20 protein-coding genes are annotated in these 21,145 nt (G+C 73.2%); 7 read left to right on the top strand and 13 right to left on the bottom strand.

The window, feature by feature from the left end; genetic code table 11:
* From ACQP09_RS16425 to ACQP09_RS16415, 3 genes are all read right to left on the bottom strand, one after another.
* Positions 1-1,455 carry a flotillin family protein gene (locus tag ACQP09_RS16425; protein ID WP_433400167.1) on the bottom strand — a complete coding sequence of 485 codons (1,455 nt, stop codon included), beginning with the start codon at positions 1,453-1,455 and terminating at the stop codon, positions 1-3.
* A gap of 162 nt (positions 1,456-1,617) precedes the next feature.
* Entirely contained in the window at positions 1,618-2,127 is a 510-nt protein-coding gene (locus tag ACQP09_RS16420; protein ID WP_433400165.1) for a hypothetical protein, read from the bottom strand.
* Positions 2,128-2,232: 105 nt separating this feature from the next.
* The gene (locus tag ACQP09_RS16415) at positions 2,233-2,733 is read right to left on the bottom strand and encodes a peroxiredoxin (RefSeq protein ID WP_018514004.1); all 501 of its coding nucleotides are present in this window, start codon (positions 2,731-2,733) and stop codon (positions 2,233-2,235) included.
* 183 nt (positions 2,734-2,916) lie between these two features.
* Here ACQP09_RS16415 and ACQP09_RS16410 point away from each other — a divergent pair, with 183 nt between their 5' ends.
* Positions 2,917-3,663, top strand: coding sequence for an alpha/beta fold hydrolase (locus ACQP09_RS16410; RefSeq protein ID WP_433400162.1), 747 nt, complete (start codon positions 2,917-2,919; stop codon positions 3,661-3,663).
* Between the two features lie 162 nt (positions 3,664-3,825).
* Positions 3,826-5,523, top strand: a complete 1,698-nt coding sequence (locus ACQP09_RS16405) for a SpoIIE family protein phosphatase (protein ID WP_433406621.1) — start codon at positions 3,826-3,828, stop codon at positions 5,521-5,523.
* Between the two features lie 95 nt (positions 5,524-5,618).
* Here the strand turns inward: ACQP09_RS16405 and ACQP09_RS16400 are convergent, their stop codons facing one another.
* Together ACQP09_RS16400 and ACQP09_RS16395 are read right to left on the bottom strand one after the other, a co-directional pair.
* Positions 5,619-5,870, bottom strand: a complete 252-nt coding sequence (locus tag ACQP09_RS16400) for a hypothetical protein (protein WP_433400159.1) — start codon at positions 5,868-5,870, stop codon at positions 5,619-5,621.
* 121 nt (positions 5,871-5,991) lie between these two features.
* Positions 5,992-7,437 carry a hypothetical protein gene (locus ACQP09_RS16395; protein WP_433400156.1) on the bottom strand — a complete coding sequence of 482 codons (1,446 nt, stop codon included), beginning with the start codon at positions 7,435-7,437 and terminating at the stop codon, positions 5,992-5,994.
* A gap of 141 nt (positions 7,438-7,578) precedes the next feature.
* On the opposite strand from ACQP09_RS16395, the gene ACQP09_RS16390 reads away from it, so the two are divergent.
* Positions 7,579-8,841: a molybdopterin-dependent oxidoreductase gene (locus ACQP09_RS16390; protein WP_433400153.1), complete on the top strand. Its 1,263-nt coding sequence runs from the start codon at positions 7,579-7,581 to the stop codon at positions 8,839-8,841.
* Positions 8,842-9,241: 400 nt separating this feature from the next.
* Here ACQP09_RS16390 and ACQP09_RS16385 read toward each other — a convergent pair whose 3' ends face one another.
* Genes ACQP09_RS16385 through ACQP09_RS16375 form a run of 3 tightly spaced genes read right to left on the bottom strand, consistent with a single transcriptional unit; the run spans position 9,242 to position 11,765 of the window.
* Entirely contained in the window at positions 9,242-10,255 is a 1,014-nt protein-coding gene (locus tag ACQP09_RS16385) for a methyltransferase domain-containing protein (protein ID WP_433406620.1), read from the bottom strand.
* 5 nt (positions 10,256-10,260) lie between these two features.
* Positions 10,261-10,998: a TIGR04282 family arsenosugar biosynthesis glycosyltransferase gene (locus ACQP09_RS16380; protein ID WP_433400150.1), complete on the bottom strand. Its 738-nt coding sequence runs from the start codon at positions 10,996-10,998 to the stop codon at positions 10,261-10,263.
* Positions 10,995-11,765, bottom strand: a complete 771-nt coding sequence (locus ACQP09_RS16375; protein ID WP_433400147.1) for a glycosyltransferase family 2 protein — start codon at positions 11,763-11,765, stop codon at positions 10,995-10,997. The genes ACQP09_RS16380 and ACQP09_RS16375 overlap by 4 nt, the downstream gene beginning before the upstream one ends.
* 292 nt (positions 11,766-12,057) lie before the next feature.
* Here ACQP09_RS16375 and ACQP09_RS16370 point away from each other — a divergent pair, with 292 nt between their 5' ends.
* A complete protein-coding gene (locus ACQP09_RS16370) occupies positions 12,058-13,575 on the top strand; it encodes a ParB/Srx family N-terminal domain-containing protein (RefSeq protein ID WP_433400144.1) in 1,518 nt (505 codons plus the stop codon).
* Between the two features lie 54 nt (positions 13,576-13,629).
* Here the strand turns inward: ACQP09_RS16370 and ACQP09_RS16365 are convergent, their stop codons facing one another.
* From ACQP09_RS16365 to ACQP09_RS16345, 5 genes are all read right to left on the bottom strand, one after another.
* Complete coding sequence (locus tag ACQP09_RS16365; protein ID WP_433400141.1) at positions 13,630-14,760, bottom strand: NAD-dependent epimerase/dehydratase family protein; 1,131 nt, start codon at positions 14,758-14,760, stop codon at positions 13,630-13,632.
* 145 nt (positions 14,761-14,905) lie between these two features.
* Positions 14,906-15,502: a hypothetical protein gene (locus ACQP09_RS16360; protein ID WP_433400138.1), complete on the bottom strand. Its 597-nt coding sequence runs from the start codon at positions 15,500-15,502 to the stop codon at positions 14,906-14,908.
* The gene (locus ACQP09_RS16355; RefSeq protein ID WP_433400135.1) at positions 15,499-16,788 is read right to left on the bottom strand and encodes an MAB_1171c family putative transporter; all 1,290 of its coding nucleotides are present in this window, start codon (positions 16,786-16,788) and stop codon (positions 15,499-15,501) included. The genes ACQP09_RS16360 and ACQP09_RS16355 overlap by 4 nt, the downstream gene beginning before the upstream one ends.
* A 73-nt stretch (positions 16,789-16,861) precedes the next feature.
* Positions 16,862-17,452 carry a toxin gene (locus tag ACQP09_RS16350; RefSeq protein WP_433400132.1) on the bottom strand — a complete coding sequence of 197 codons (591 nt, stop codon included), beginning with the start codon at positions 17,450-17,452 and terminating at the stop codon, positions 16,862-16,864.
* A 10-nt stretch (positions 17,453-17,462) separates the two neighbouring features.
* Complete coding sequence (locus ACQP09_RS16345; RefSeq protein WP_433400129.1) at positions 17,463-18,029, bottom strand: hypothetical protein; 567 nt, start codon at positions 18,027-18,029, stop codon at positions 17,463-17,465.
* Positions 18,030-18,453: 424 nt separating this feature from the next.
* Here ACQP09_RS16345 and ACQP09_RS16340 point away from each other — a divergent pair, with 424 nt between their 5' ends.
* From ACQP09_RS16340 to ACQP09_RS16330, 3 genes are all read left to right on the top strand, one after another.
* On the top strand, positions 18,454-18,780 hold the full coding sequence (locus ACQP09_RS16340) for a MerR family transcriptional regulator (RefSeq protein WP_433400126.1): 327 nt from the start codon (positions 18,454-18,456) through the stop codon (positions 18,778-18,780).
* Positions 18,781-19,074: 294 nt separating this feature from the next.
* Entirely contained in the window at positions 19,075-19,278 is a 204-nt protein-coding gene (locus tag ACQP09_RS16335; RefSeq protein ID WP_015609674.1) for a cold-shock protein, read from the top strand.
* A 247-nt stretch (positions 19,279-19,525) separates the two neighbouring features.
* Positions 19,526-21,097, top strand: coding sequence for a DEAD/DEAH box helicase (locus ACQP09_RS16330; RefSeq protein WP_433400123.1), 1,572 nt, complete (start codon positions 19,526-19,528; stop codon positions 21,095-21,097).
* Positions 21,098-21,145: the final 48 nt, after the last annotated feature.

Below are 21,145 nucleotides of genomic sequence, written 5' to 3'. Positions count from 1 at the left end.
TCAGTCCGTGATCTCGATCTTGTCTTCGGACTTGTTCCCCGAGGACCTGTTCCCGGACGTGTTCCCGTTCTGAGGAACGGTGCTCGTCGTGCGGTTCTTCAGGTTCTCCAGGAGCTGCGCCACGTCCACGCCCGTCGTCGAGCTCAGCAGCTCCACGCCCTGCGCGACGTTGTCGGTGACCGTACGGGCCAGCTGGCTGGCGCCGTCCGTCGAGATCACCGTCATCTTGTCGATCGCGCTCAGCGGCTCGGAGGCCTTCGCGACGACCTGCGGGAGCACCTCGACCAGCATCTGCAGGACGGCCGCGTCGCCGTACTGCGCGAACGCGTCGGCCTTCTTCTGCATGGCCTCCGCCTCCGCCGCACCCTTCGCGGCGATCGACGCGGCCTCGGCCTCACCCTCGATGCGCACCGCGTCGGCCAGCGCCGAACGGTGGAGCTTCTCACCCTGACCGGTCAGGCGCGAGCGCTCCGCGTCCGCCTCGGCCTCCTTGACCTGGGCGATGCGGCGGGCCTCCGCCTCCTGCTCGGCCTGGTAGCGGGCGGCGTCGGCGGGCTTACGGACCTTGGTGTCCAGCTCGCGGTCGGTCAGCGCCGCCTGGCGCTCGGCCACCTTCTCCTGCTCGGTGAGCACTTCCTGCTGGCGGGCGGCCTCGGCGAGCGGACCGGCGGCGTTGGCCTTGGCGGCCGCCGCTTCCGTCTCGGCCTTGATCTCGGCCTGCTTCAGGTAGTACGTCCGCTCGGCGATGGCGATCTCCTCGGCCGCCTTCAGCCGGGCCTGCTCCGAGGCGCGCTTGGCGATCGCCTCGGCGATGTCCGCCTCCTGCTTGGCGCGGGCGGCCTCCGGACGGCCGAGGTCCTCCAGGTAGGAGCCCTCGGTGGTGATGTCCTGGATCTGGAAGGCGTCCAGGATCAGGCCCTGGCCGGAGAGGCTGGTCTCGGCCTCCTCCGCCACCTGGCCGGCGAACGCGGCCCGGTCGCGGATGATGTCCTCGACCGACATGCGGCCGACGATCGCGCGGAGCGCGCCGGAGAGCACTTCCTGCGTGAAGCCGACGATGCCGTCCTGCTGCTGGAGGAAGCGCTGCGCGGCCGCGCGGATCGCGTCCTCGCCGCCTCCGACCTTGACGATCGCGACGCCTTCGAGGTTCGACTTCACACCGCGCAGCGTGACCGCGCCGCGGACGGCGATCGGGATGTGCCGGCTGGAGAGGTCCAGCGTGAACTTCTGCTGGACGAACGGCACGACGAAGACGCCGCCACCGACGACGACCTTCTGGCCGCTGTTGTCGATGCTGGTGAGGCCGGTGACCGGATCGGTCGACTTCTTGCCGCGGCGGCCGGTGATGATGAAGGCCTCGCTGGGCCCGGCGACCTTGTACCGCGTGATGACGACCAGGCCGAGCAGGACGAGAAGTACGACGATGCCGATGACGGCGAGAGCTACTGGACTCATGAGAGGTGTCCCCCCTGCCTCCCGGATGGGGGACGGCAGATTGTTGTGGTGCCAGGTGCTGGTGGGGTGTGGGTGGTCGGTGGCGGGTGGTCGGTGTGTGGGTGAGTGCGTGCGTACGGAGGTGAGTGAGCCGGTGGAAGGGTTGGTGGCCGTGGCGCGTGGTCAGCGCTCCACCGGGCGGACCGCCACCGACGTCGTCGACAGCTCCGCCTCCACCCAGATCTCGGTGCCCCGCACCACCGGCTCCGGCGACTTGGCCGCGTACTTGACGGGCTGGCCCGCCAGCCGCAGCATCACCTCGCCGTAGCCGTCGGCCGGGATGGCCGTCACGACCATCCCGGACGTACCGACGAGGTCGCCGCCGCGCGGTGTGGAGGAGGTCTGGTCCGCCATCAGGGCCTTGCTGAACTTCCAGGTCAGCCAGCCCGCGACCACACCGGCCCCGACGCCCGCGACCGTGGCCACGAACGGCCCGGCACCCGTTGTGCCGAGCACGATCGCGCCGCCGAAACCGAGCATCGAGATGAAGCCGGCGATCACCGGGAGCGAGAGCAGTCCGTCGAAGAGCCCGTCGAGCACGCCGTCGAGCATCCCTTCGAGGACGCCGCCGAAGATCAGGGAAAGGGCCAGCAGGACGATTCCCGCAATGCCGAGACCGAGAAAGAAGGTCACGTGATCACTCCCCTGCTTTTCTGCTTCCCCCGAGGTATTTCCGTCGATCTGGCTGGATGATCCCATGGACGGCCGGTTCCTGGCACTGCCGGAACCCGGCAATCTTTACGCGGTTTTGATGCCGGACAACTGATCGGCGAGGGTGGAAAGTGACTGGAAGGTGGCGCCCAGCAGAGCAACGTGCTTCCAGCGCAGGACGCCGTCCGGGCCGATGAGGAAGACCGCCCGCCGTACGCCGATGCCGGGCGCGGCGACCCCGTACGCCTTGGCGATCTCCCGGCCCTCGTCGGCCAGCAGCGGCATGCGGAGCCCGTAGGTGCGGGCGAACGACTCGTGGCTGTCCACACCCTGTGGACTGATGCCCCAGACCTCCGCGTCGAGCCCTTCGAAGGTCTCCATGCCCGAGGAGTACGAGCAGAGCTGCTTCGTGCAGACGCTCGTGTTGTCGCCGGGGTAGAAGGCCAGTACCAGGGCCCGGCCGCGAGCGGCGGAGAGCGTGTAGTCGCCGCGCTCGAAGGTGTCCCCGGGCACGGACGGGCCGGACAGGACACCGCCCGGGAGCGTGAAGTCCGGTGCCGGGGTGCCGAGGGGAGGTCCTGCCGCCATGACGACTCCTTCTGCTGCGTTCGTGGTACGTACAAGGTGGTACGTACAAGGGTGAGGGCGTGCCCGTACAGTGAACGGCACTTTCCGGCCGTTGACACGTTCGGCCCATCCGGACCGGCATCCGCTCCGAATACGTAGTCAGCAGCGGGCTCACCGGCTCCGCACCCGGATCTGGAGGTACGCGTGGACCGACGACCGCCGACGGCAGCGGTTCTCGTCCTGCACGGGGGGCACGAGAGCGGCACCGAACCGCCGCCCTGGGGCCCCCTCAACCTCCCCGGCGTCCGCATGCGCCCCTTCGTCCGGGCTCTGCGCCGGGCCACCCGCACGCCCCGGTCCGACGACGGCGGTACGGAGGTGCTCGTACGGCAGGTGCGGTACGAGCACCGGGGCTGGAACGGCCACCGTGCCGACGCCCTCCGCGACGCCCTGTCCGCGCTCGACGCCCTCGGCGAGGAGGCCGGAGACGTGCCGGTGGTCCTCCTCGGCCACTCCATGGGCGCCCGCGCCGCCCTGCGCGCCGCCGGGCATCCGCTCGTACGCGGAGTCGTCGGCCTCGCCCCCTGGTGCCCGCCGGGCGACCCGGTGACCCAGCTCGCCGGGCGGGACATCGTCCTCGTCCACAGCAGCCGGGACCGGATCACCAGCCCCCAGGCCACCCAGTCGCTCACCGCGCGGGCCCGCCGCGCCGGCGCCCGTACCTGCATGGTCACCGTCCGCGGCGGCGACCACGCGATGATCCGCCGCGCTCCGGCCTGGCACCGGCTCACCACCACGCTGGTCACCGGACTGCTGGGTACCGGCAGTCTGCCGGGGCCCGTCATCGCCGCTCTGAGCCTGCCGCCGACCGCCGAGCCGACCGAGGGCACGCTCGACCTCGACCGGCTGCGCGCGGAGCGGGGACCGGCCGGACTCCTGCCGAGTTCCTGAGCCCGTACGTCTCCGGGGGCGCCGCGGATCGAGGTTCCTGAGCCCGTACGTCTCCGGGGGCGCTGCGGATGCGGTGCCGGGGAGCGCCGCACACCATGGAGGTCCGGAGGCCGATCGACGGCGGAGGAGACCCCCTTGCAGGCCGAAGCGTGCGGCGACGGCATGCCGTCGTCCTTCGACCCCCCGACCGTGGCCGCGCTGCTCGACGGCAACCCCGCCGGAGTGGCCGTACTCGACGCGAACCTCCGCTACACCTACGTCAACCCCGCCCTCGAACGGCTCAACGGCCTGCCCGCCGGATCCCACATCGGCCACACCTTCACCGAGGTGCTGCCCGAGCTCCGCGGCCAGGCCGCCGTCCTGCGCGGCGTCCTGCGCGACGGCGAACCGCGCGAACAGACGATCAGGGGACGCACCTGGGCCGCGGCCGCCGACGACCCCCGGTTCTGGCGCGCCACCTACCACCGGCTGGAGGCGGGCGGGGACGTGTGCGGGCTGATGGTGATCGTCGTCGAGATCAGCGACGTCACCCGGCAGCGGGCCGAGCTGGAGGAGGCGCGCGGCCATGTGGCCCTGCTCTCCACGGCCGCCGTCCGGATCGGCACCACGCTCGACATGGACACCACCTGCCGGGAGCTCGCGGAGTTCGTGGTGCCCGCCTTCGCCGACGTGGCGGCCGTCGACGTCTTCCCGCCCGAGGTGGGACATCCCGTACGCCGTGCCGAGCCCGGTGTCCTGCGGCTGCGGCGGGCCGCGCTCCGGGGGCGCGGCCCGCTGGACGAGCAGGTGCAGCTGTTCGGACACCCGGGGGAGTACGTCGACTTCGCGGCCGACTCCGCCGTGACCCGCTGCCTGGCCGAGAACGAGCCGGTCCTCGACGACTGGGAGGACCACCGGCGCGGCCGCTCCGCCTTCACCTCGGAGCGGATCACCGCCTCCCAGGCGCTCGGTCTGCGTGAGGCGCTCGTCGTCCCGCTCATCGCCCGCGGCAGCCAGATCGGCACGCTCAGCCTGGTCCGGGCGGAGGGCTCGCCGGCCTTCAGCGACCAGGACGTGGTCGTCGCCCGGGAGCTGGCAGGACGGGCCGCCGTCGACCTCGACCACGCCCGCCGCTACGACCGCGAGCACAGCATCGCCCTCGAACTCCAGGGCTCCCTGCTCTCCGAACCCCGCGGCCCGCACCCGCACGTGGAGATCGCCACCCGCTACCTCCCGGCGGAGCGCGGCGTCCTGGTGGGGGGCGACTGGTTCGACGTCGTACCGCTCCAGGACGGCCGCCACCTCAAGGCCATGGGCGATGTGATGGGCCACGGCGTGGAGGCGGCCGTGGCGATGAGCCACTATCGCTCGCTGCTGCGGCTGCTGGCGGCCGAGGACCTGCCGCCGCACCGGATCCTGGAGCGGCTGGACGAGATGGTGGAGCGGTCGGGCCTGGACCGGGCGGCGACGTGTCTGCTCGCCGTCGTGGACCGGTTCGGCGGGGTGTGCGAGGTGGCCAGCGCGGGCCATCTGCCGCCGGTCTTCATCGACCCGGGTGCGTCCCGGGCCCACATCATTCCGGTGGAGTCCGGGCCTCCGCTCGGCACCGGCTTCGGCGGCTACCGGACCACCACCGTGCCGTGCGGGCCGGGGACGGTGCTGTTCATGTACACGGACGGCCTGGTGGAGCGGCGGGACGAGGACATCGACGTGTCCGTGGCGCGGCTGGCCTCGCTGACCCTGCCGGCCGGCGGCAGCCTCGACGTGCTGCTGGACCAGGTGCTGGACCGGTTCGGCGGGGACGCGGAGGACGACATCGCGGTGCTGGCCTCCCGGATCAGGGAAGGGCCGCCGGTCCTGCGGAGGCCCGACCCGACGTGAGAGGGCCGGTGCCGGACGTGAGAGGGCCGGTGCCCGACGTGGGCACCGGCCCTTTCAGCGGTCGTTCGTTGCCCCGTACGGGTGATGCCCGGCGCTCACGCCGTCTCCGGCTCGTTCTCCCGCTTCCGGCCGCGCAGCTGCCGCAGGACCAGGGCGGCCGAGGTGATCAGCGGCAGCATCCCGGCCACCGCGTCGGCGGTGTTCAGCTTGTCGTGCGAGCTCTTGGCCCGGCGTACCTGCTTCGAGGCCCTGAGGACGGCGAGCGCGCTGCTGCCCAGGCTCAGCGCGAGCCCCGCCTTGCTGGCCCGCAGGCCCTTGGCGGGCGCGGAACGGTTCTTCTTCGCCATCGGAGGTACCTCCACGTGGTGCGGTGCGGGGTGTTCCGGACTCACCCGTTCCACGTAACCGGGTCCGCCGCGCCCCCGCAAACGGACCGGCCCCCGCAAACGGACCCGTTCACCAGTCCGCTCACCACCCCGTCCAGAGCAGGTGGTTGATCAGGAGCGCCGGGACCACCGACGCGACCAGCCAGTACCGGGCGGTCCGGGCGGGCAGCAGGGCGGCGGCGGGCAGCAGCCAGAGCAGGAACGGCTGCCAGATGCGCTCGGTCTCCGCCTTGCTCATCCCGGAGAGGTCGGCGGCGAGCAGCGCCACCAGCGCGGCGACCACGAGCAGCGCCAGCCGCTGGGCGGGGGTCGTCGTGCCGGTACGGAGCTCCCGTACGGCCCCGAGGGCGTACGACGTGCTCCGGCGCACTCCGGCGACCGCCGCCAGGCCCGTCGCGAGGACGGCGCAGGCGAGGTTGGCCCAGACCCAGTACGCGTACGGGCGTACGCCCCCCGCGCCCTGGTAGTACCGCTCGACCAGCAGGTGGTACGCCGTCCACCAGTTGAAGCCGGCCAGCGTGAAGGCCACCGGGACCACCAGCGCGCCGAGCAGGAACGGGACCACCGGGCGGGCCGTCCGCGTGAGCAGCAGGACCGCGAGCAGGACCGCCGCCATCAGCCCCAGCCCGTAACTCAGGTAGCAGGTCCACCCGAACAGCAGGCCCCCGCCCACCGCCGCCGCCACCGGGAAGCGGACCCGGCGCGTCGCCGCCAGCGCGAGCAGCGCCACCGACCAGGCGGCGACGGCGGCGAAGTACCCGTCGGCGGAGACGCCCGCCCAGACGGCCGCCGGCGCGAGGACCAGGAACGGCGCCGCCCGCCGGGCCAGCCGCTCGTCGGCCAGGACGCGTACGGTGATCAGCGCGGCCAGCACCGCCGAACTGCCCACGACCACACACCAGACGGCGGCCCACGCACCGCCGCCGAGGCCGATCCGGTCCAGCCAGACGAAGGTCAGCGTGGCGCCCGGCGGGTGGCCGGCGACATGGGCGGGCCAGTTGCCGGGCTCGCCGATGACGATGTGGTTGGTGAAGTCGCGCAGGGTGGCGGGGATGTCGTCGAAGCGGTCGATGACCCGCAGGTACTCGTGCTTGGTGGTCAGGCGCCGCTCCACGCCCCGGTACCAGCCGTCGATCAGTGCCATCGAGAGGACCCAGGCCGTCGACCCGGCCCAGGCCGCCGCGAGCAGCCCGCGCCACGGCAGCCGGGCGGCGAGCGGCGGGCCGTACGCGATCACCAGCACGGCCAGGGTCAGCGCGGCGGGTGTGCCGGGGCCCAGGTGCGGGTCCCAGGAGGCCAGGAGCGGCGGCCACTGGACCTGGAGCGTGCCGGTCCGGTTCTGGACGTACCGGCCGATGAGGATGGCGGCGGCGACGAGCAGGACCGCGAGGGCGGCGGCGGTGAGGTCGTGGCGGTGGGCGCGGGCGTCCTCCGGAGGGGGCGGGGGGCTTCCGGCCGTGTCCGGGGGGCCCGTATGCGCGTCGGGCTCGGTGCTCTCGGTTTCCTCTGTGGTGTCCTCGGTCTTCACGCTGGCACGCTATGCACGCCCGGCCGCGTTCCGGCGGTACGACAGGGCCCGCGCCCGGCCGCTGGGCCGTACGGGCGGCGCGGGCGCGAGGCCGGGGGCGCGGCCGCTCCCCTACGCGCTCCGGCGCTTAGCGTCGGGGTCATGCCCCTGCCCGACCTCCGCCGCCCGCCCGGCAAGCGCCCGCGTACGCCCGCCGACCCCGCCTTCTGGCGCAGCCCGGTGCGCGGGGCGCGGTTCACGGCGGTGCTGGGGCTCGTCCTGCTCGTCGGGCTGACCGTGGTGGCCGGTACCGGGCTGCTCTCGTACGCCGCCTACAACCCGGACCTGGACCCGGTCAACGACAAGACCCCGGACAAGGGGTGGCTCGGCTTCTACCTGTTCGCCTGGCCGACCGGGCCGCACTGGCTCTACCGGCTGACGCAGGGGCTGCACGTCACGGTCGGCATCGTGCTCGTCCCCGTGCTGCTGGCGAAGCTGTGGTCGGTGATCCCGCGGCTCTTCGCGCTGCCGCCCGTACGGTCCGTGGCGCACGCCCTGGAGCGGCTCTCGCTGCTGCTCCTGGTGGGCGGGGCGCTGTTCCAGTTCCTCACCGGGCTGCTCAACATCCAGCTGGACTATCTGTTCCCGGGCTCCTTCTACCGGCTGCACTTCTACGGGGCGTGGGTGTTCCTCGCCGGGTTCGTCGCGCATACGGCGCTCAAACTTCCGCGTGCGGTACGGGTGTTGAGGCGCGGTCTGCCAAGCGGCGAAGCCGACGGGCTGGTCTCCCCCGATCCGCTGCCGCCGACCCTCTCCCGGCGCGGGGCCTTCGCGACGGTCGGGGCCGGGTCCCTGCTCCTGCTGGTCACCTCGGCCGGGCGGAGCTTCGACGGGCCGCTGCGCCGCATCGCGCTGCTCACCCCGCGCGGCGGTACGGACGAGGGGCCGGGCCCGAACGCCTTCCAGGTCAACAAGACGGCCGCCGCCGTCCGGATCACTCCGGCCGACACCGGCGAGGGCTGGCGACTGACGGTACGGGGGCTGGTCGGCGAACTCCGCTTCTCACGGGAGGAGTTGCTGGCGATGGAGCTGCACAGTGCGGCGCTCCCGATCGCGTGTGTCGAGGGCTGGTCGACCTCGGACCAGCTCTGGCGCGGAGTGCGGCTGCGGGACCTGGCCGCGCTCGCCGGATATCCGGACCGGCCACCGGCGGTGTTCGTGGAGTCGTTGCAGCGCAGCGGCTCGTTCCGCAAGGCCGCGCTCCGCGACAACCAGGTCCGCGACGGGCGCTCGCTGCTCGCGCTGGAGGTCAACGGCGCCCCGCTGTCGCCCGACCACGGCTACCCGGCGCGGATCATCGTGCCCGCCGCGCCCGGCGTACTGAACACCAAGTGGGTCGAGACCCTGACGTTCGGAGAGCTGTGATGTCCACGCGAGCGGTGCCCCCGCCGCACCGGCCCGGCGCGCCCCGCGCGTCCCGGTTCTCCCTACGCCGGTGGTACGGCGAAGGACCCCTGCACCTCCTCCTGCTGGCGGCCACCTTCTGCCTGGCCGGATACGCGGGCGTACGCCTCCTGGACGGCGACACCCTCGGCGTCCTGCTCTGGTTCGCCGGATCGGCGCTGCTGCACGACCTGGTGCTGCTCCCGGTGTACGCGGGCGCCGACCGGGCCCTGCGCGCGGCGCTCGGTCCGCGGCGGGACCTGGTCAACTTCGTCCGCGTACCGGTGTTCCTCTCCGGGCTGCTCCTGCTGGTCTGGTTCCCGCTGATCACCCGGCGGACCGAACGGCGGTACGTGGCCGCCTCCGGCACCACCCCGGACGTCTACCTCTCCAACTGGCTGCTCATCACCGGTGCGCTGTTCGCGCTCTCCGCGCTCTGGCTGCTCGTCCGCGCGCTCCGCTTCCGCAGCGGAAGGCGCGGGCGGCGCAGCGCGACGAAGGCGCGGCCCTCCGCGCTCCACTGATCGGCCGGGCGCCAGCCGCACGCGCCGGCGTACCGCAGCAGCGCCGGCGTACCGATCCGCGCCCATGGGAACGGCCGGTCCGCCGGGCCGGCCCTCTCGGCCGGTGTGCGCAGGCCGTCGTCCAGGCGGACCTGGAAGCGTTCGTCGATGTCGAGCGGCGAGGTCTCCGCGATCAGGAGCCCGCCGGTGGAGAGGAGGTCGGCGGCCCGGTCGAGCAGGGCGGCCGGGTCGCCGCCGATGCCGATGTTGCCGTCGACCAGCAGCAGAGTGCCCCAACGGCCCTCTCCCGGCAGCGGGTCGAAGACGCTGCGGAGCAGGGCCGAGCCGCCGATGCGCCGGGTGCGGGCGACGGCCGCCTCGCTCACGTCGATGCCGAGCGCCCGGTGGCCCAGCGCGGTCAGCTCCGCCACCAGCCGCCCGGGACCGCAGCCGATGTCCAGCACCGGGCCCTCGCACCGGTGCAGCGCGGAGAGGTCGGCGGCGCCCGCGTCGGAGCACCAGCGCTCGACCTCCAGCGGCAGCAGCCAGCCGTCGCTGCGCCGGAGGAAGAGCGGGCCGCGCCCGTTGCGCAGGGCGTTGGCGTACGGGTCGGTGGACCAGGGGGCGGTACGGGATTCGGCGCCGCGGGGGTCGGCGCCGCGGGATTCGGCGCTGCGGGGGTCGGCTCCGGCGCGCGGCTCGGAGCGCGGTTCTGTGCGAGGTTCTGTGCGCGGTTCTGTGCGCGGTTCGGCTTCCGCGCGCGCCCCGGCGATGGCGGCGTCGGCGTCGGTACGGCCTTCCGGAGTGCCGGCGGTCCCTCGGGGCTCCTGGGTGGCCGTGGCCGTGCCCGTGCCTGTGGCTGTGCCCGTCCCGGACGATGACGGTGGCAGCATCGTGCTCATCGCGTCCCCACCCGCGCTCCCGCGTCGGTCAACCGGCCGAGCACCGCCGCGAAGCGGCCCTCCGGCGCGCCGGCCGCGACCCGGTGGGCGTCGGGCGCGGTGTCCACGTCGAGCAGGACCGGCAGGTCCCGTACCGCCAGACCGGCCTCCACCAGCCGGTGCCGCTGCACCGCACCGGTCTCCGGGACGGACATCGGCACCCCGCGCAGCAGGGCGGGGTCGGGGTGCGCGAGGCCCAGCGCCCAGAAGCCGCCGTCCTCGGCGGGGCCGAACCACGCGTCGCACCGCTCCCAGGCGTCCGGGGCGAGCGCGGGGGCGAGGAGGGCCGGGGTGATCTGCGGGGTGTCCATGCCGACCAGGAGGGCCGGCCCGGTACACCTCCCGAAGGCCGCCGCGAGCCGCTCGTCCAGCCCGCCCGCGCTCTGCGGGACCACCTCGACGCCCGGCGGCACCCAGGCGCCCGGCCGGCCGTCGAGGACGAGCACGCGTCGGCGGGCGGGGAGGGCGAGCACGGTCTCCAACGTGTCCGCGAGCGCGGCGGCGGCGAGTTCGGCGGCCTCGGCGGGGGTGAAGGGCGGACAGAGCCGGGTCTTGACCCGCCCGGGCACCGGCTCCTTCGCGATGACGAGCAGCTCCGTGGGGCCGGTGGGGCCGTACGGGGTGGTGCCGGCGGGTTCGTACGCGGGGGCTCCGTGTGACGGGGGTCCGTACGCCGGGGGTCCGTACGCGCTCATCGGCCGGCCCCCGTCCCGGTCGTCAGGGCGTGCGCCGGCGCGCGGTCCGCCGGTGGCTCGCGCAGGACGCCGCGCATGTCGCGTACCGCGTGCCAGGTGCCGCGCCAGGTGCCGGTCACCTTCGACTTTCCCGTACGCGGCCGGTACGGGACATCGGTCTCAGCGACCCGCAGTCCGGTGTCCGAGGCCCGGACCACCATCTGGAGCGGGTAGCCGCTGCGCCGGTCGGTGAGGTCCAGGGCCAGCAGGTCGGCGCGGCGGGCCGCCCGCAGGGGGCCGAGATCGTGCAGGCGCAGACCGGTACGGCGACGGAGCATGCGGGCGAGCGCCAGGTTCCCGGCGCGCGCGTGCGGCGGCCAGGCGCCCCGGCCCTCGGGGCGCCGGCGGCCGAGCAGCAGATCGCACTCGCCGTCCGCGATCCGCCGGACGAACCCGGCCAGCAGCGCGGGGTCCAGCGAACCGTCGCAGTCGCAGAAGCAGACGAACTCGGCCTCGGCGGCGAGCAGTCCGGCATGGCAGGCCGCGCCGAACCCGCGCCGCTCCTCCGTGACGACGTACGCACCGAGGGAGCGGGCCAGCTCGGCGGAACCGTCGGTCGACCCGTTGTCGACGACGATCGCGCGCCAGCCTGCGGGAATCCGGCCGAGCACCCAGGGCAGGGCGGCCGCCTCGTCGAGGCAGGGCAGGACGATGTCGGCTCTCGGAAGGGCTGATTGCGGAGGGGCGGCTTCCGGGTGAAGGGCAGAGGAATCGGTCACCCGCCTCACCCTACGGAGACAACTCCGGCATTTCGGCCTATAGGTTCCTTCGGGTCATCAGCGTCGGCCGGATGGCGGCGGGGTGGGTGTGCCCCGGGGCCGCCCCGCCCACGAGCCTGCCCCGCCCCCGAGCCCGAGCCTGCCCCGCGCCCGCCCCGCCCCCGCGTCAGGCGTCCCGCACGGCCGGTCCCGCCGTGGCATGACAGCGTCACCGGCCGTTCACGCCCCGTCCGTACGGGCGTCGCCGCACCTTGCGATCTTTCGACCGAAGGAACGCGTACGGGTGTGGGGAGAGGGCGTCATGAACAGAGCGAGTACCGGCCTGCCGCGGCGCGGGGCCCGGCTGCTGGCCGGAGTGCTGGCCGCGGGCACGGTGGTCGTCGGAGCGTCCACCGGCGCGGTCGCGGCGGGACCCGGCAGCGCGGGCGGGTCGGGGGCGTGCGCCGGGAGCGGGCCGCTGCCGCGCGCCTGCGCCCAGCCGGGCGACCTGATCGACGTCACCCTCGGCGAACTCCACCCGACCCAAGCCGTACTCGGCTTCGACCAGGTCTTCTACAAGCTCGGCCGCTACGGCAGCGACCGCGACGAGGCGGCGGGCGGCTTCAACAAGCGGTTCGACGACTGGTGCGAGACCAACGGCCAGGGCGAGGCGGCCTCGGTGCGCTCCGGCGCACGCCTGGACGACCCGGCGAGCTTCACCTGCACCGTGCCGCTCGGCCAGGAGACCGCGGAGTCGGTCGCGCCGATGAAGACGGCCGTGATCGGCCCCGGCGGAAAGCTCTACCTCACCGACGGGCACCACACGCTGACGTCGTTCCTGGAAGGCCCCGACGGCTCCACCCGGCTGCCGATCCGCCTCCGCGTCACCGACAACTTCAGCTCCCTCTCCACCACCGCCTTCTGGCAGCGCATGACCGCCGGGAAGAAGGTCTGGCTGCGCGACGAGAACAACAGGCCCTTGTCCGTGGACCAGCTGCCGGACCGCCTCGGGATCACCGACTTCCGCGACGACCCGTACCGCAGCCTCGTCTACTTCACGCGGGATATCGGCTACGAAGTCCCGGACGGCGCAACGGAGTTCCTGGAGTTCTCCTGGGGCTCGTGGCTGCGTGGGAAGCACGACACGGCAGCGTACGACCTGACCTCGCCGGGCCCGTACCTCGACCTCGTCAAGAGCGCCTCGAAGTCGATGGCCGCGCTCGCTCCGGACGCGGTCGTCGACGACGGGAAGACCGCCGGTCAGCTCGGCCGGATCGCGGAGTGGAACGGCGGCAAGAAGGAGACCGGCGGCGAGTTCGCCAAGCTGGGCAAGCCGCTGACGGACGCCAAGCCGGGCAAGCTCGCCGAGGCGCTGGACTACAAGGCGCGGGTGGTGCGCGCGCCGGCGTGCACCGCGACCGTCACCGGCGTACGCAACGGTCCGCTGACCGTCACGGACGGCGTCACCTGCGCCGACCGCGCCACTCTGCGCGGCCCGGTCACCGTGCGCGCCGGAGCCGCCCTCGTCCTGACCGGCTCCACGCTCCAGGGCCCGCTCCAGTCCGACCGCGCCGCCGCGATCCACGTGTGCGGATCGGGCGTCACCGGGCCGCTGGCCGTCAGCCGTACGACCGGACCCGTCCGGCTCGGCGGCCCGGGGTGCACCGCCAACACGGTCACCGGAGCCGTCGTCCTGACCGGCAACACCGGAGGCGTCCTGTTCGCCGCCAACAAGGTCACCGGCCCGGTGGCGTGCTCCGCCAACGCTCCGGCGCCGGACAACACCCAGCGGGCCAACGAGGTCGACGGCCCGCGCACGGGTCAGTGCGCCGGAGTGTGAGCCCGCGCGACGCCTTCCCGTACGCCGGAGTGTGAGACCCGCGCCGGCGTACGTTCACGGCGCCTCAGCCCCCACCGGCTGAGGCGCCCCGGCGGCCTGTGCGACCTGTGCGGCCTCGGCCCCGCGCAGCCCGGCCCGCGCGAACTCCACCATCCCCTCCGCGAAACCGACCTCCGGGCGCCACCCCAGCTCCTCCCGCAGCCGCCGCGAGTCCGCCGTGACATGGCGTACGTCGCCGAGGCGGTACTCACCGGTCACCACCGGCTCGGGACCGCCGTGCGCGGCGGCCAGCGCGGTGGCCATCTCACCGATCGTGTGCGGATCGCCGCTGCCGCAGTTGTACGCGGAGAAGGAGGCGGGCCTGTGCTCCCGGACCGCCTCCAGGGCCACCGCGTTCGCCGCCGCGACATCGTGGACGTGCACGAAGTCCCGGCGCTGGCGCCCGTCCTCGTAGACCCGGGGCGCCTCGCCGCGCGCCAGGGCCGAGCGGAAGAACGAGGCGACTCCGGCGTACGGGGTGTCGCGCGGCATCCCCGGCCCGTACACGTTGTGGTAGCGCAGCGACACCGCCCGGCCGCCCGTCGCCCGGGCCCACGCGGCGGCCAGGTGCTCCTGGGCGAGTTTGGTGGCGGCGTACACGTTGCGCGGGTCGGCGGGCGCGTCCTCGGAGACCAGGCCCGGCGCCAACTCCGTACCGCAGTCCGGGCAGTGGGGCTCGAAGCTCCCCGCCCGCAGCGCGGCCTCCGGGCGCGGGCCGGGCCGGACGGTGCCGTGGCGCGGGCAGTCGTAGCGGCCCTCGCCGTAGACCACCATCGACCCGGCCAGCACCAGGTCCCGCACCCCGGCGGCGGCCATCTCGGCCAGCAGCACCGCCGTACCGAGGTCGTTGCACCCCACGTACAGCGGCGCGTCCGCGAACTCCTTGCCCAGCCCCACCATCGCCGCCTGGTGACAGACCGCGTCGACCCCGTCGAGCGCCTCCGCCACCGTGTCCCGGTCCCGGAGGTCCCCGACGACCACCCGGCCGCCGGGGACCCGCGGAGCCGCCGCACCGGGGCCCGGCGCGCCGGGGTGGGCCGAGGGGAGCAGGGCGTCGAGCACCACGCTCTCGTGCCCGGCCGCGGTGAGCGCGGCGACGACATGTGACCCGATGAACCCGGCTCCGCCGGTGACCAGTACGCGCATGGCGGCCACGCTAGGGGCCCGGCGGCCGCCGGGCGGTGTGCGGCGCACCTGTGTCACGGGACCGTGAGAAGTGCGCGTGCGCACGGTCGTACGGGCGGGGAACGCTCAGCCGAACGCGTACGCCACCGTCGCCACCGACGGACCGTCAGCCTCCGAACGCGTACGCCACCGTCGTCGCCGCCCCCAGCGCCGCACCCGCCACGGTCTGCGCCACCGTGTGGTAGCCGAGCGCCACCCGCGACCAGCAGACGGCCACGGTCAGCGTGTACGCGGCGAGCCACCACGGGGAGTGCACGACGGCGAGCAGGGACACGACCGCCGAGGCCACCGCCGAGTCGACCGAGATCTTCCACACCGTGTTGACGGCCAGCAGCCCGACCGTCATCACCCAGAGCGCGAGCATCGCGACGAGGATGCCGCCCGGCGCGTTCCCGAGGGCCATCACCACCGAACCGGCCCCGAGGGAGCCGAGGATGACGAAGAAGATCGGGGCCCGCTTCGTACGGTCCACGACATGGCGGTCGCCCCAGGTGCCGCGCCCGCGTTCCCACTCGATGTACCCGGCCGGGATCAGCCCCGCGCAGAGCGCCCCGAGAAACCCCCAGAGCAGGCCGGTCCAGTCACCGGCCGCCGCGAGTCCGATGCCGAGCATGCCGGCCAGCAGGGCGTTGCGGGGCTGGAGGACGTCGGTGACGGTCCGCGCGAGGGTGGCTTCCCCAGCGGCTGTGGCGGTGGTGCTCATGAGGTCTGCTCCGTGGTCTCCGATGTACGGGCGGTCGCCGATGTACGGTCGGTCGCCGCCCTGAGCACCTCGCGGGCGCGGTCCACCGTGACCGTCCGGTACGCGGCGGCGACCCGCTCCAGCCGGGCCACCTCGCCGTCCTGGTCGGCCGCCTGCTGGGCCGCCACCGCCGCGGCCGGGCCCGCCGGGGCTCCGGACTCCTTGGCCAGCAGGGCGGCCCGGATCCAGTACGCGTCGCCGAGCGCCCCGGCCCGGTGCGCATCGCCCGTCTCCCGTGCGGCGGCCTCCCCGGATACGGCGACCAGCTCGTCGGGGACGTAATGGCGCAGCTTCTCCACCGCGTCCGCGATGTCGGCGGCCCACCGGTCGATCCGCAGGTCGGCCGGGGCGTTGAACCGGGTCAGCTCGCGGGCGAGCGAGGCGGGCGGGTCGAAGGGCTGGTCGGGGAAGGACGCCATCAGCTCGGACCAGAGGGCGTGCAGCCGGACCTGGGCCCGCCACAGCCTGACCCGGCGTGCGCCGGTGCTGAAGGCGGGGACGGACGCGCCGAGCGCGAAGAACGCGAAGAGGACCAACTGCGCGGCCTCGGTCACCTGGTCGAAGCGGAGCGCGAACGCCTCGCTCGGCTCGTCCACCACGCTGATCCAGAGGAAGAGGGTCCGGCTGACGGTGTAGCCGACGCCGATGAACATCGCGAACGTCATCATCCCGAGCCCGACGCGCAGATGGCGGCGCTGCGCGTCGGCGGTGGCCAGCGCCCACTGGAAGGCGCAGACGGCGGAGGCGGCGCCGAGGTAGAGGTAGAAGACGCTCATGTAGAGCGTGGCGCCCCACTCGCCGGCGTGGTCGGAGACGAAGCGGTCCGAGGGGACGGAGCGGTCGACGACGGTGAAGAAGAGGACGGTCAGCAGGATCAGCGTCGCCACGGAGGCCTTCGCCGCGACCCGCTGGACGAACCGCGCGAACCGTACGTGGCGCGGGACGGCGCCCGCTTCCGGATAGCAGCCGTAGATGGCGACGATGTAGCTGAGGATGGCCAGAATCGCCACCGTCGCGGTGTAGTGCTTGATGAGGACGGCGAGGTCGGTGACGGCGCTGTTGTTGAGCGCGGTGCGCACGGCCTCGGTCTTGGTCCACAGCGCGATGGCGAATCCGGCGTAGCAGCCCCAGAGCGCCCGCCGTCTGCGGTCCTCCTCGTCTCCCCACAGGGCAGCGGGCATACGCCACAGGGCAACGGCCGTCATCAGGCCGGCTATCAGGTATCCGGCGAGATCGAGGGGGGTCACAGCGGTCTTCGTCCTCGGGGGTCAGGGGCGCGGTGGGGCGCGATCGGGGTGGTGGCACGTGTCAGGTGACGGTTCACGCGTCGCCGGAGGACCCCCGTCGGGGGAACAGCCCGCGCCGGCGGTGGGCCACCGGGCGGGACAGGGAGTCGGTCAGCCGCCCCACCATGTCATCGGTGGACAGGTCGCGCGCCATCCGGGGGATCAGGGAGGCACCGAATTCGGCCATGCGTTCGTCGTGGGTGGCGTACTGCGCGCGGGCCTGCACGGTGGAGCCGCCGGCGGCGAAGGACGCGGCGGCCTCGGGCGAGATCATGCGGGCGATCAGCGAGGTGTCGAAGACCGGGAGCAGTGTGCGCAGTTGCCCGGCGTCGAGGGTCGTGCCGTGGTCGAACCACTCGTGGCACAGCTCGTGCAGGATGACGTGCTCGGTCTGGTACGCGGTCGGCCTGCGGCGGTAGAGGACGAGGCTGGTGGAACCGGCCTTCAGGCGCAGCCCGCAGGCGGCGTTGACGCGGGCGAGGCGGTCCGGCATCTCGTGCAGCCGGATGGTGCGGCCGCGCGCCGCCTCCATGTTGGCGACCAGGCCGGTCAGCGAGAAGGGGGCCGGGATGGGCAGGTCGGCGAGCTGTGCCTCGCACTCTTTGCGCAGCTTCCGCAGGGACATGTCACCGACGCTACGTGCCCTGAGGGCGGTTCCGCGAGGGCTCCCGCGATGTCCCCCGTGAGGGCTCCTCCGGGTTCTCCCGCGCCGCGTCCTCCAGCAGCGAGAGCGCGAACCGCAGCAGCTCCGGCGACAGCCCCTCGTCGTCCAGCCCCCGGCCCGCCACTCCGCTGATCTCGCCGGTCCGCCGCTTGGCCAGGAACTGGAGCCCCGCGACGACGTCGTCGACGACCTCGGACTCCTCCTTGAAGAACCGCCAGTCGACGCCGAACCCCAGGCCGAGGGCCTTGAGGATCTCCTCGGAGGGCTGGGTGACCTTGCCGGCGAGGATGTTGGAGAAGTAGCTGTGCGAGAGGGAGCCGCCGCGCTCGCGCACCAGCTCCGCGAAGACCCGGCCCGAGATCTTCTGGCCGGGGAAGGTCTTCTCGACCATGTACTCGACTTTTTCCCGCAGCGAGTTCAGCGGAGGCGCTCCGGCCGGCTCGGGTGGTTCGTTCCGTTCCGTACCGGGTTCGTCGCCGTCGACCATGGCCATCCGGGCCTCCACGCTCACCTCGGAGTCGGAACTGAGCTTGCGCAAACACTCTACGTCACTGTTAACTCGAAAAAACACGGGCAGGGGACCACGAGGGGAGTCCCTTGCCCGTGATGACCGCCGCGCCGAACGGGCTCCGGTGCGGGCCTGAAGTCGCTCCGGGCGGGCCGGAACCGGTTCCGGACAGGGGTGTAGCCCTTCACGACGGGGGATGCGTGAAGGGCTACGCGTGCATTATGGCCCCGCGGTCCGCCCGACGACAACTGACCAGTCGGTCAGTTCCACCCGCATCTCGGCCGACGCCCCGCCGCCGGTGGCCGAAACCTGTCCCGACCGCGATAGACATGACCTTCCCGGGCGATTAGGGTTTCTTGTGCAGTCAGGTGAAACAGCGGTACGCAGCAGAGCGGCATCCCGCAGGCGTACGGCGCCCCGGGCCCTCGGTCATGCGTGACAGAAGAGGTGCAGCTTGCCCCCGGAGACCCCCTCGCACGCCGTGGACCGTCTCGACGACGACGACTACCCCGCCTACACGATGGGGCGCGCCGCCGAGATGATCGGGGCGACGCCGGGTTTCCTGCGGGCGATCGGTGAGGCCCGGCTGATCACGCCGCTGCGGTCCGAGGGCGGCCACCGCCGCTACTCCCGCTATCAGTTGCGCATCGCCGCCCGCGCCCGCGAACTGGTCGACGCCGGCACGCCCGTCGAGGCCGCCTGCCGCATCGTCATCCTGGAGGACCAGCTCGAAGAGGCGCTGCGCCTCAACGAGGAGCTGCGCGGCTCCACCGAGCGCTGAGCGCGCCCTGCGGCGAACGTGCGCAGCCCGCGAACATATCTGCATTCGGCACCACAGAATTTCACTCAATGTGCGGTGAGGCTTTTTGCCCGCTGTTTTGTTCCCCCGTTCGGAGTGATATTTCATCCGGCCTCTCCCGGATCCACCGTGCTACTGTTGATCTCAGTTGCAGTTGTGGTTCCCAAAAACTTTCAAGTTTTCCGGTGCTCTTCCGGACGGGGTAATCATCGCGGCGACGTGGGGTCCGCAGAGTGTGGGCCCGCGGGCACTGCCCCTCCCCTAAGGAGATATGACATGGCTACTGGCACCGTGAAGTGGTTCAACGCGGAAAAGGGCTTCGGCTTCATCGAGCAGGACGGCGGCGGCGCCGACGTCTTCGCCCACTACTCCAACATCGCCGCCTCCGGCTTCCGTGAGCTGCAGGAGGGCCAGAAGGTGAACTTCGACGTCACGCAGGGCCAGAAGGGCCCGCAGGCCGAGAACATCACCCCCGCCTGATCACTCAGGCAGTACTGCGCAGCTGGGGCCCGCACCTTGGGGTGCGGGCCCCAGCTCGTTGCTGTTTCCGGGGCCCGCCGAGCGCGCCCCCTGCCGAAGCCCCGTCCGGTGCACGCATTCCCGGCGGCCGCGCTTCGCTTTCTCCCTTTGTCATTTCATCGGCTCGTTCTTGCGATTCTGGGTGCCGTTCACGGTCGCTTCCCGAAAAAGAATCCCTCGATACGTGCCCATCGAGGAAAGGTTCTGCATGAACCGCGAACGTACCCCCCGCTCCAACGACCGATTCGGCCGCGGCCGCTCCGGCGGCCCCGCCGGCGGCCGCAGCGGCGGCGCCCCGCGCTACTCCGGCGGCGGCGAGCGCCGCGCCGCCGGGTTCGGCGGCGGACCCAAGCGCTCCGGTGGCTCCAGTCGTCGCAGCTCCGCGCTCAAGGGCGAGTTCGCCCTGCCGGTGACCATCACCCCGGCGCTGCCCGCCGCCGAGACCTTCGGCGAGCTGGAGATGCCCGCCACGCTCAAGGCGGCGCTCACCGCCGAGGGCATGACCGTCCCGTTCCCGATCCAGGCGGCGACCCTGCCGAACTCGCTGGCCGGCCGTGACGTGCTCGGCCGGGGCCGCACCGGCTCGGGCAAGACTCTCGCCTTCGGCCTGGCGCTGCTGGCCCGTACCGAGGGCCGCCGCGCCGACGCCAGGCGCCCGCTCGCCCTGGTGCTCGTACCGACGCGCGAGCTGGCCCAGCAGGTCACCGACGCGCTCACCCCGTACGCCCGGTCGCTCAAGCTGCGCCTCGCCACCGTCGTGGGCGGCATGTCCATCGGCCGTCAGGCGAGCGCGCTGCGCGGCGGTGCCGAGGTCGTCGTCGCCACGCCGGGCCGGCTCAAGGACCTCATCGAGCGCGGCGACTGCAAGCTGGACCGGGTCACCATCACCGTCCTCGACGAGGCCGACCAGATGGCCGACATGGGCTTCATGCCGCAGGTCACCGAGCTGCTCGACCAGGTGAACCCGGACGGGCAGCGGATGCTCTTCTCCGCGACGCTCGACCGCAACGTCGACCTGCTCGTCAAGCGCTACCTCAACGACCCGGTCGTCCACTCCGTCGACCCGGCCGCCGGTGCCGTCACGACGATGGAGCACCACGTGCTCTACGTCCAGGGCGCCGACAAGTACGCCACCACCACGGAGATCGCGGCCCGCGACGGGCGCGTGATCATGTTCCTGGACACCAAGCACGCGGTCGACAAGCTCACCGACCACCTGCTGCACAGCGGCGTTCGGGCGGCCGCGCTGCACGGCGGCAAGTCCCAGCCGCAGCGCACCCGCACCCTGGAGCGGTTCAAGACCGGGCACGTCACGGTCCTCGTCGCCACGAACGTCGCCGCGCGCGGCATCCACGTCGACAACCTGGACCTCGTCGTCAACGTCGACCCGCCGAGCGACCACAAGGACTACCTGCACCGCGGCGGCCGTACCGCCAGGGCCGGCGAGTCCGGCAGCGTCGTCACGCTCGTCCTGCCCAACCAGCGCCGCGAGATGACCCGGCTGATGGCGGACGCCGGGATCACCCCGCAGATCGCCCAGGTCCGCTCCGGCGAGGCCGAGCTGAGCCGGATCACCGGTGCGCAGGCGCCCTCCGGCGTCCCCGTGATCATCACCGCCCCGCCCAAGGAGCGCTCCGGCCGCGGCGGTGGCGGCGCGTTCATGGGGCGCGGCACCAAGCGCGGCGGCGGGGCCCCGGCCCGTCGCGGCCGTGGTCCGGCCGTGCCGACGCCGGAGGCGCGTGCGGCCGCCGCGCAGCGCCGGTCCAACCGCGCCGCGTAGCCCGCTCCGGCGGACGACCGGCCCCCCGCACGTGAGACCGCCCAGGCC

The organism is Streptomyces sp. CA-146814 (genome assembly GCF_050942385.1).
In the GTDB taxonomy this organism is placed as follows: domain Bacteria; phylum Actinomycetota; class Actinomycetes; order Streptomycetales; family Streptomycetaceae; genus Streptomyces.
The sequence above is the reverse complement of the archived record's forward strand: the minus strand, read 5'-3'. Positions and strand labels throughout refer to the sequence as shown.

What these genes read in the sequence shown, in the direction of transcription:
- ACQP09_RS16365 (WP_433400141.1), bottom strand. Translation starts at nt 14,760, where the DNA reads ATGCGCGTACTGGTCACCGGCGGAGCCGGGTTCATCGGGTCACATGTC.
- ACQP09_RS16415 (WP_018514004.1), bottom strand. Translation starts at nt 2,733, where the DNA reads ATGGCGGCAGGACCTCCCCTCGGCACCCCGGCACCGGACTTCACGCTC.
- ACQP09_RS16380 (WP_433400150.1), bottom strand. Translation starts at nt 10,998, where the DNA reads ATGAGCGCGTACGGACCCCCGGCGTACGGACCCCCGTCACACGGAGCC.
- ACQP09_RS16400 (WP_433400159.1), bottom strand. Translation starts at nt 5,870, where the DNA reads ATGGCGAAGAAGAACCGTTCCGCGCCCGCCAAGGGCCTGCGGGCCAGC.
- ACQP09_RS16335 (WP_015609674.1), top strand. Translation starts at nt 19,075, where the DNA reads ATGGCTACTGGCACCGTGAAGTGGTTCAACGCGGAAAAGGGCTTCGGC.
- ACQP09_RS16390 (WP_433400153.1), top strand. Translation starts at nt 7,579, where the DNA reads ATGCCCCTGCCCGACCTCCGCCGCCCGCCCGGCAAGCGCCCGCGTACG.
- ACQP09_RS16425 (WP_433400167.1), bottom strand. Translation starts at nt 1,455, where the DNA reads ATGAGTCCAGTAGCTCTCGCCGTCATCGGCATCGTCGTACTTCTCGTC.
- ACQP09_RS16330 (WP_433400123.1), top strand. Translation starts at nt 19,526, where the DNA reads ATGAACCGCGAACGTACCCCCCGCTCCAACGACCGATTCGGCCGCGGC.
- ACQP09_RS16370 (WP_433400144.1), top strand. Translation starts at nt 12,058, where the DNA reads ATGAACAGAGCGAGTACCGGCCTGCCGCGGCGCGGGGCCCGGCTGCTG.
- ACQP09_RS16405 (WP_433406621.1), top strand. Translation starts at nt 3,826, where the DNA reads ATGCCGTCGTCCTTCGACCCCCCGACCGTGGCCGCGCTGCTCGACGGC.
- ACQP09_RS16385 (WP_433406620.1), bottom strand. Translation starts at nt 10,255, where the DNA reads ATGCTGCCACCGTCATCGTCCGGGACGGGCACAGCCACAGGCACGGGC.
- ACQP09_RS16350 (WP_433400132.1), bottom strand. Translation starts at nt 17,452, where the DNA reads ATGTCCCTGCGGAAGCTGCGCAAAGAGTGCGAGGCACAGCTCGCCGAC.
- ACQP09_RS16360 (WP_433400138.1), bottom strand. Translation starts at nt 15,502, where the DNA reads ATGAGCACCACCGCCACAGCCGCTGGGGAAGCCACCCTCGCGCGGACC.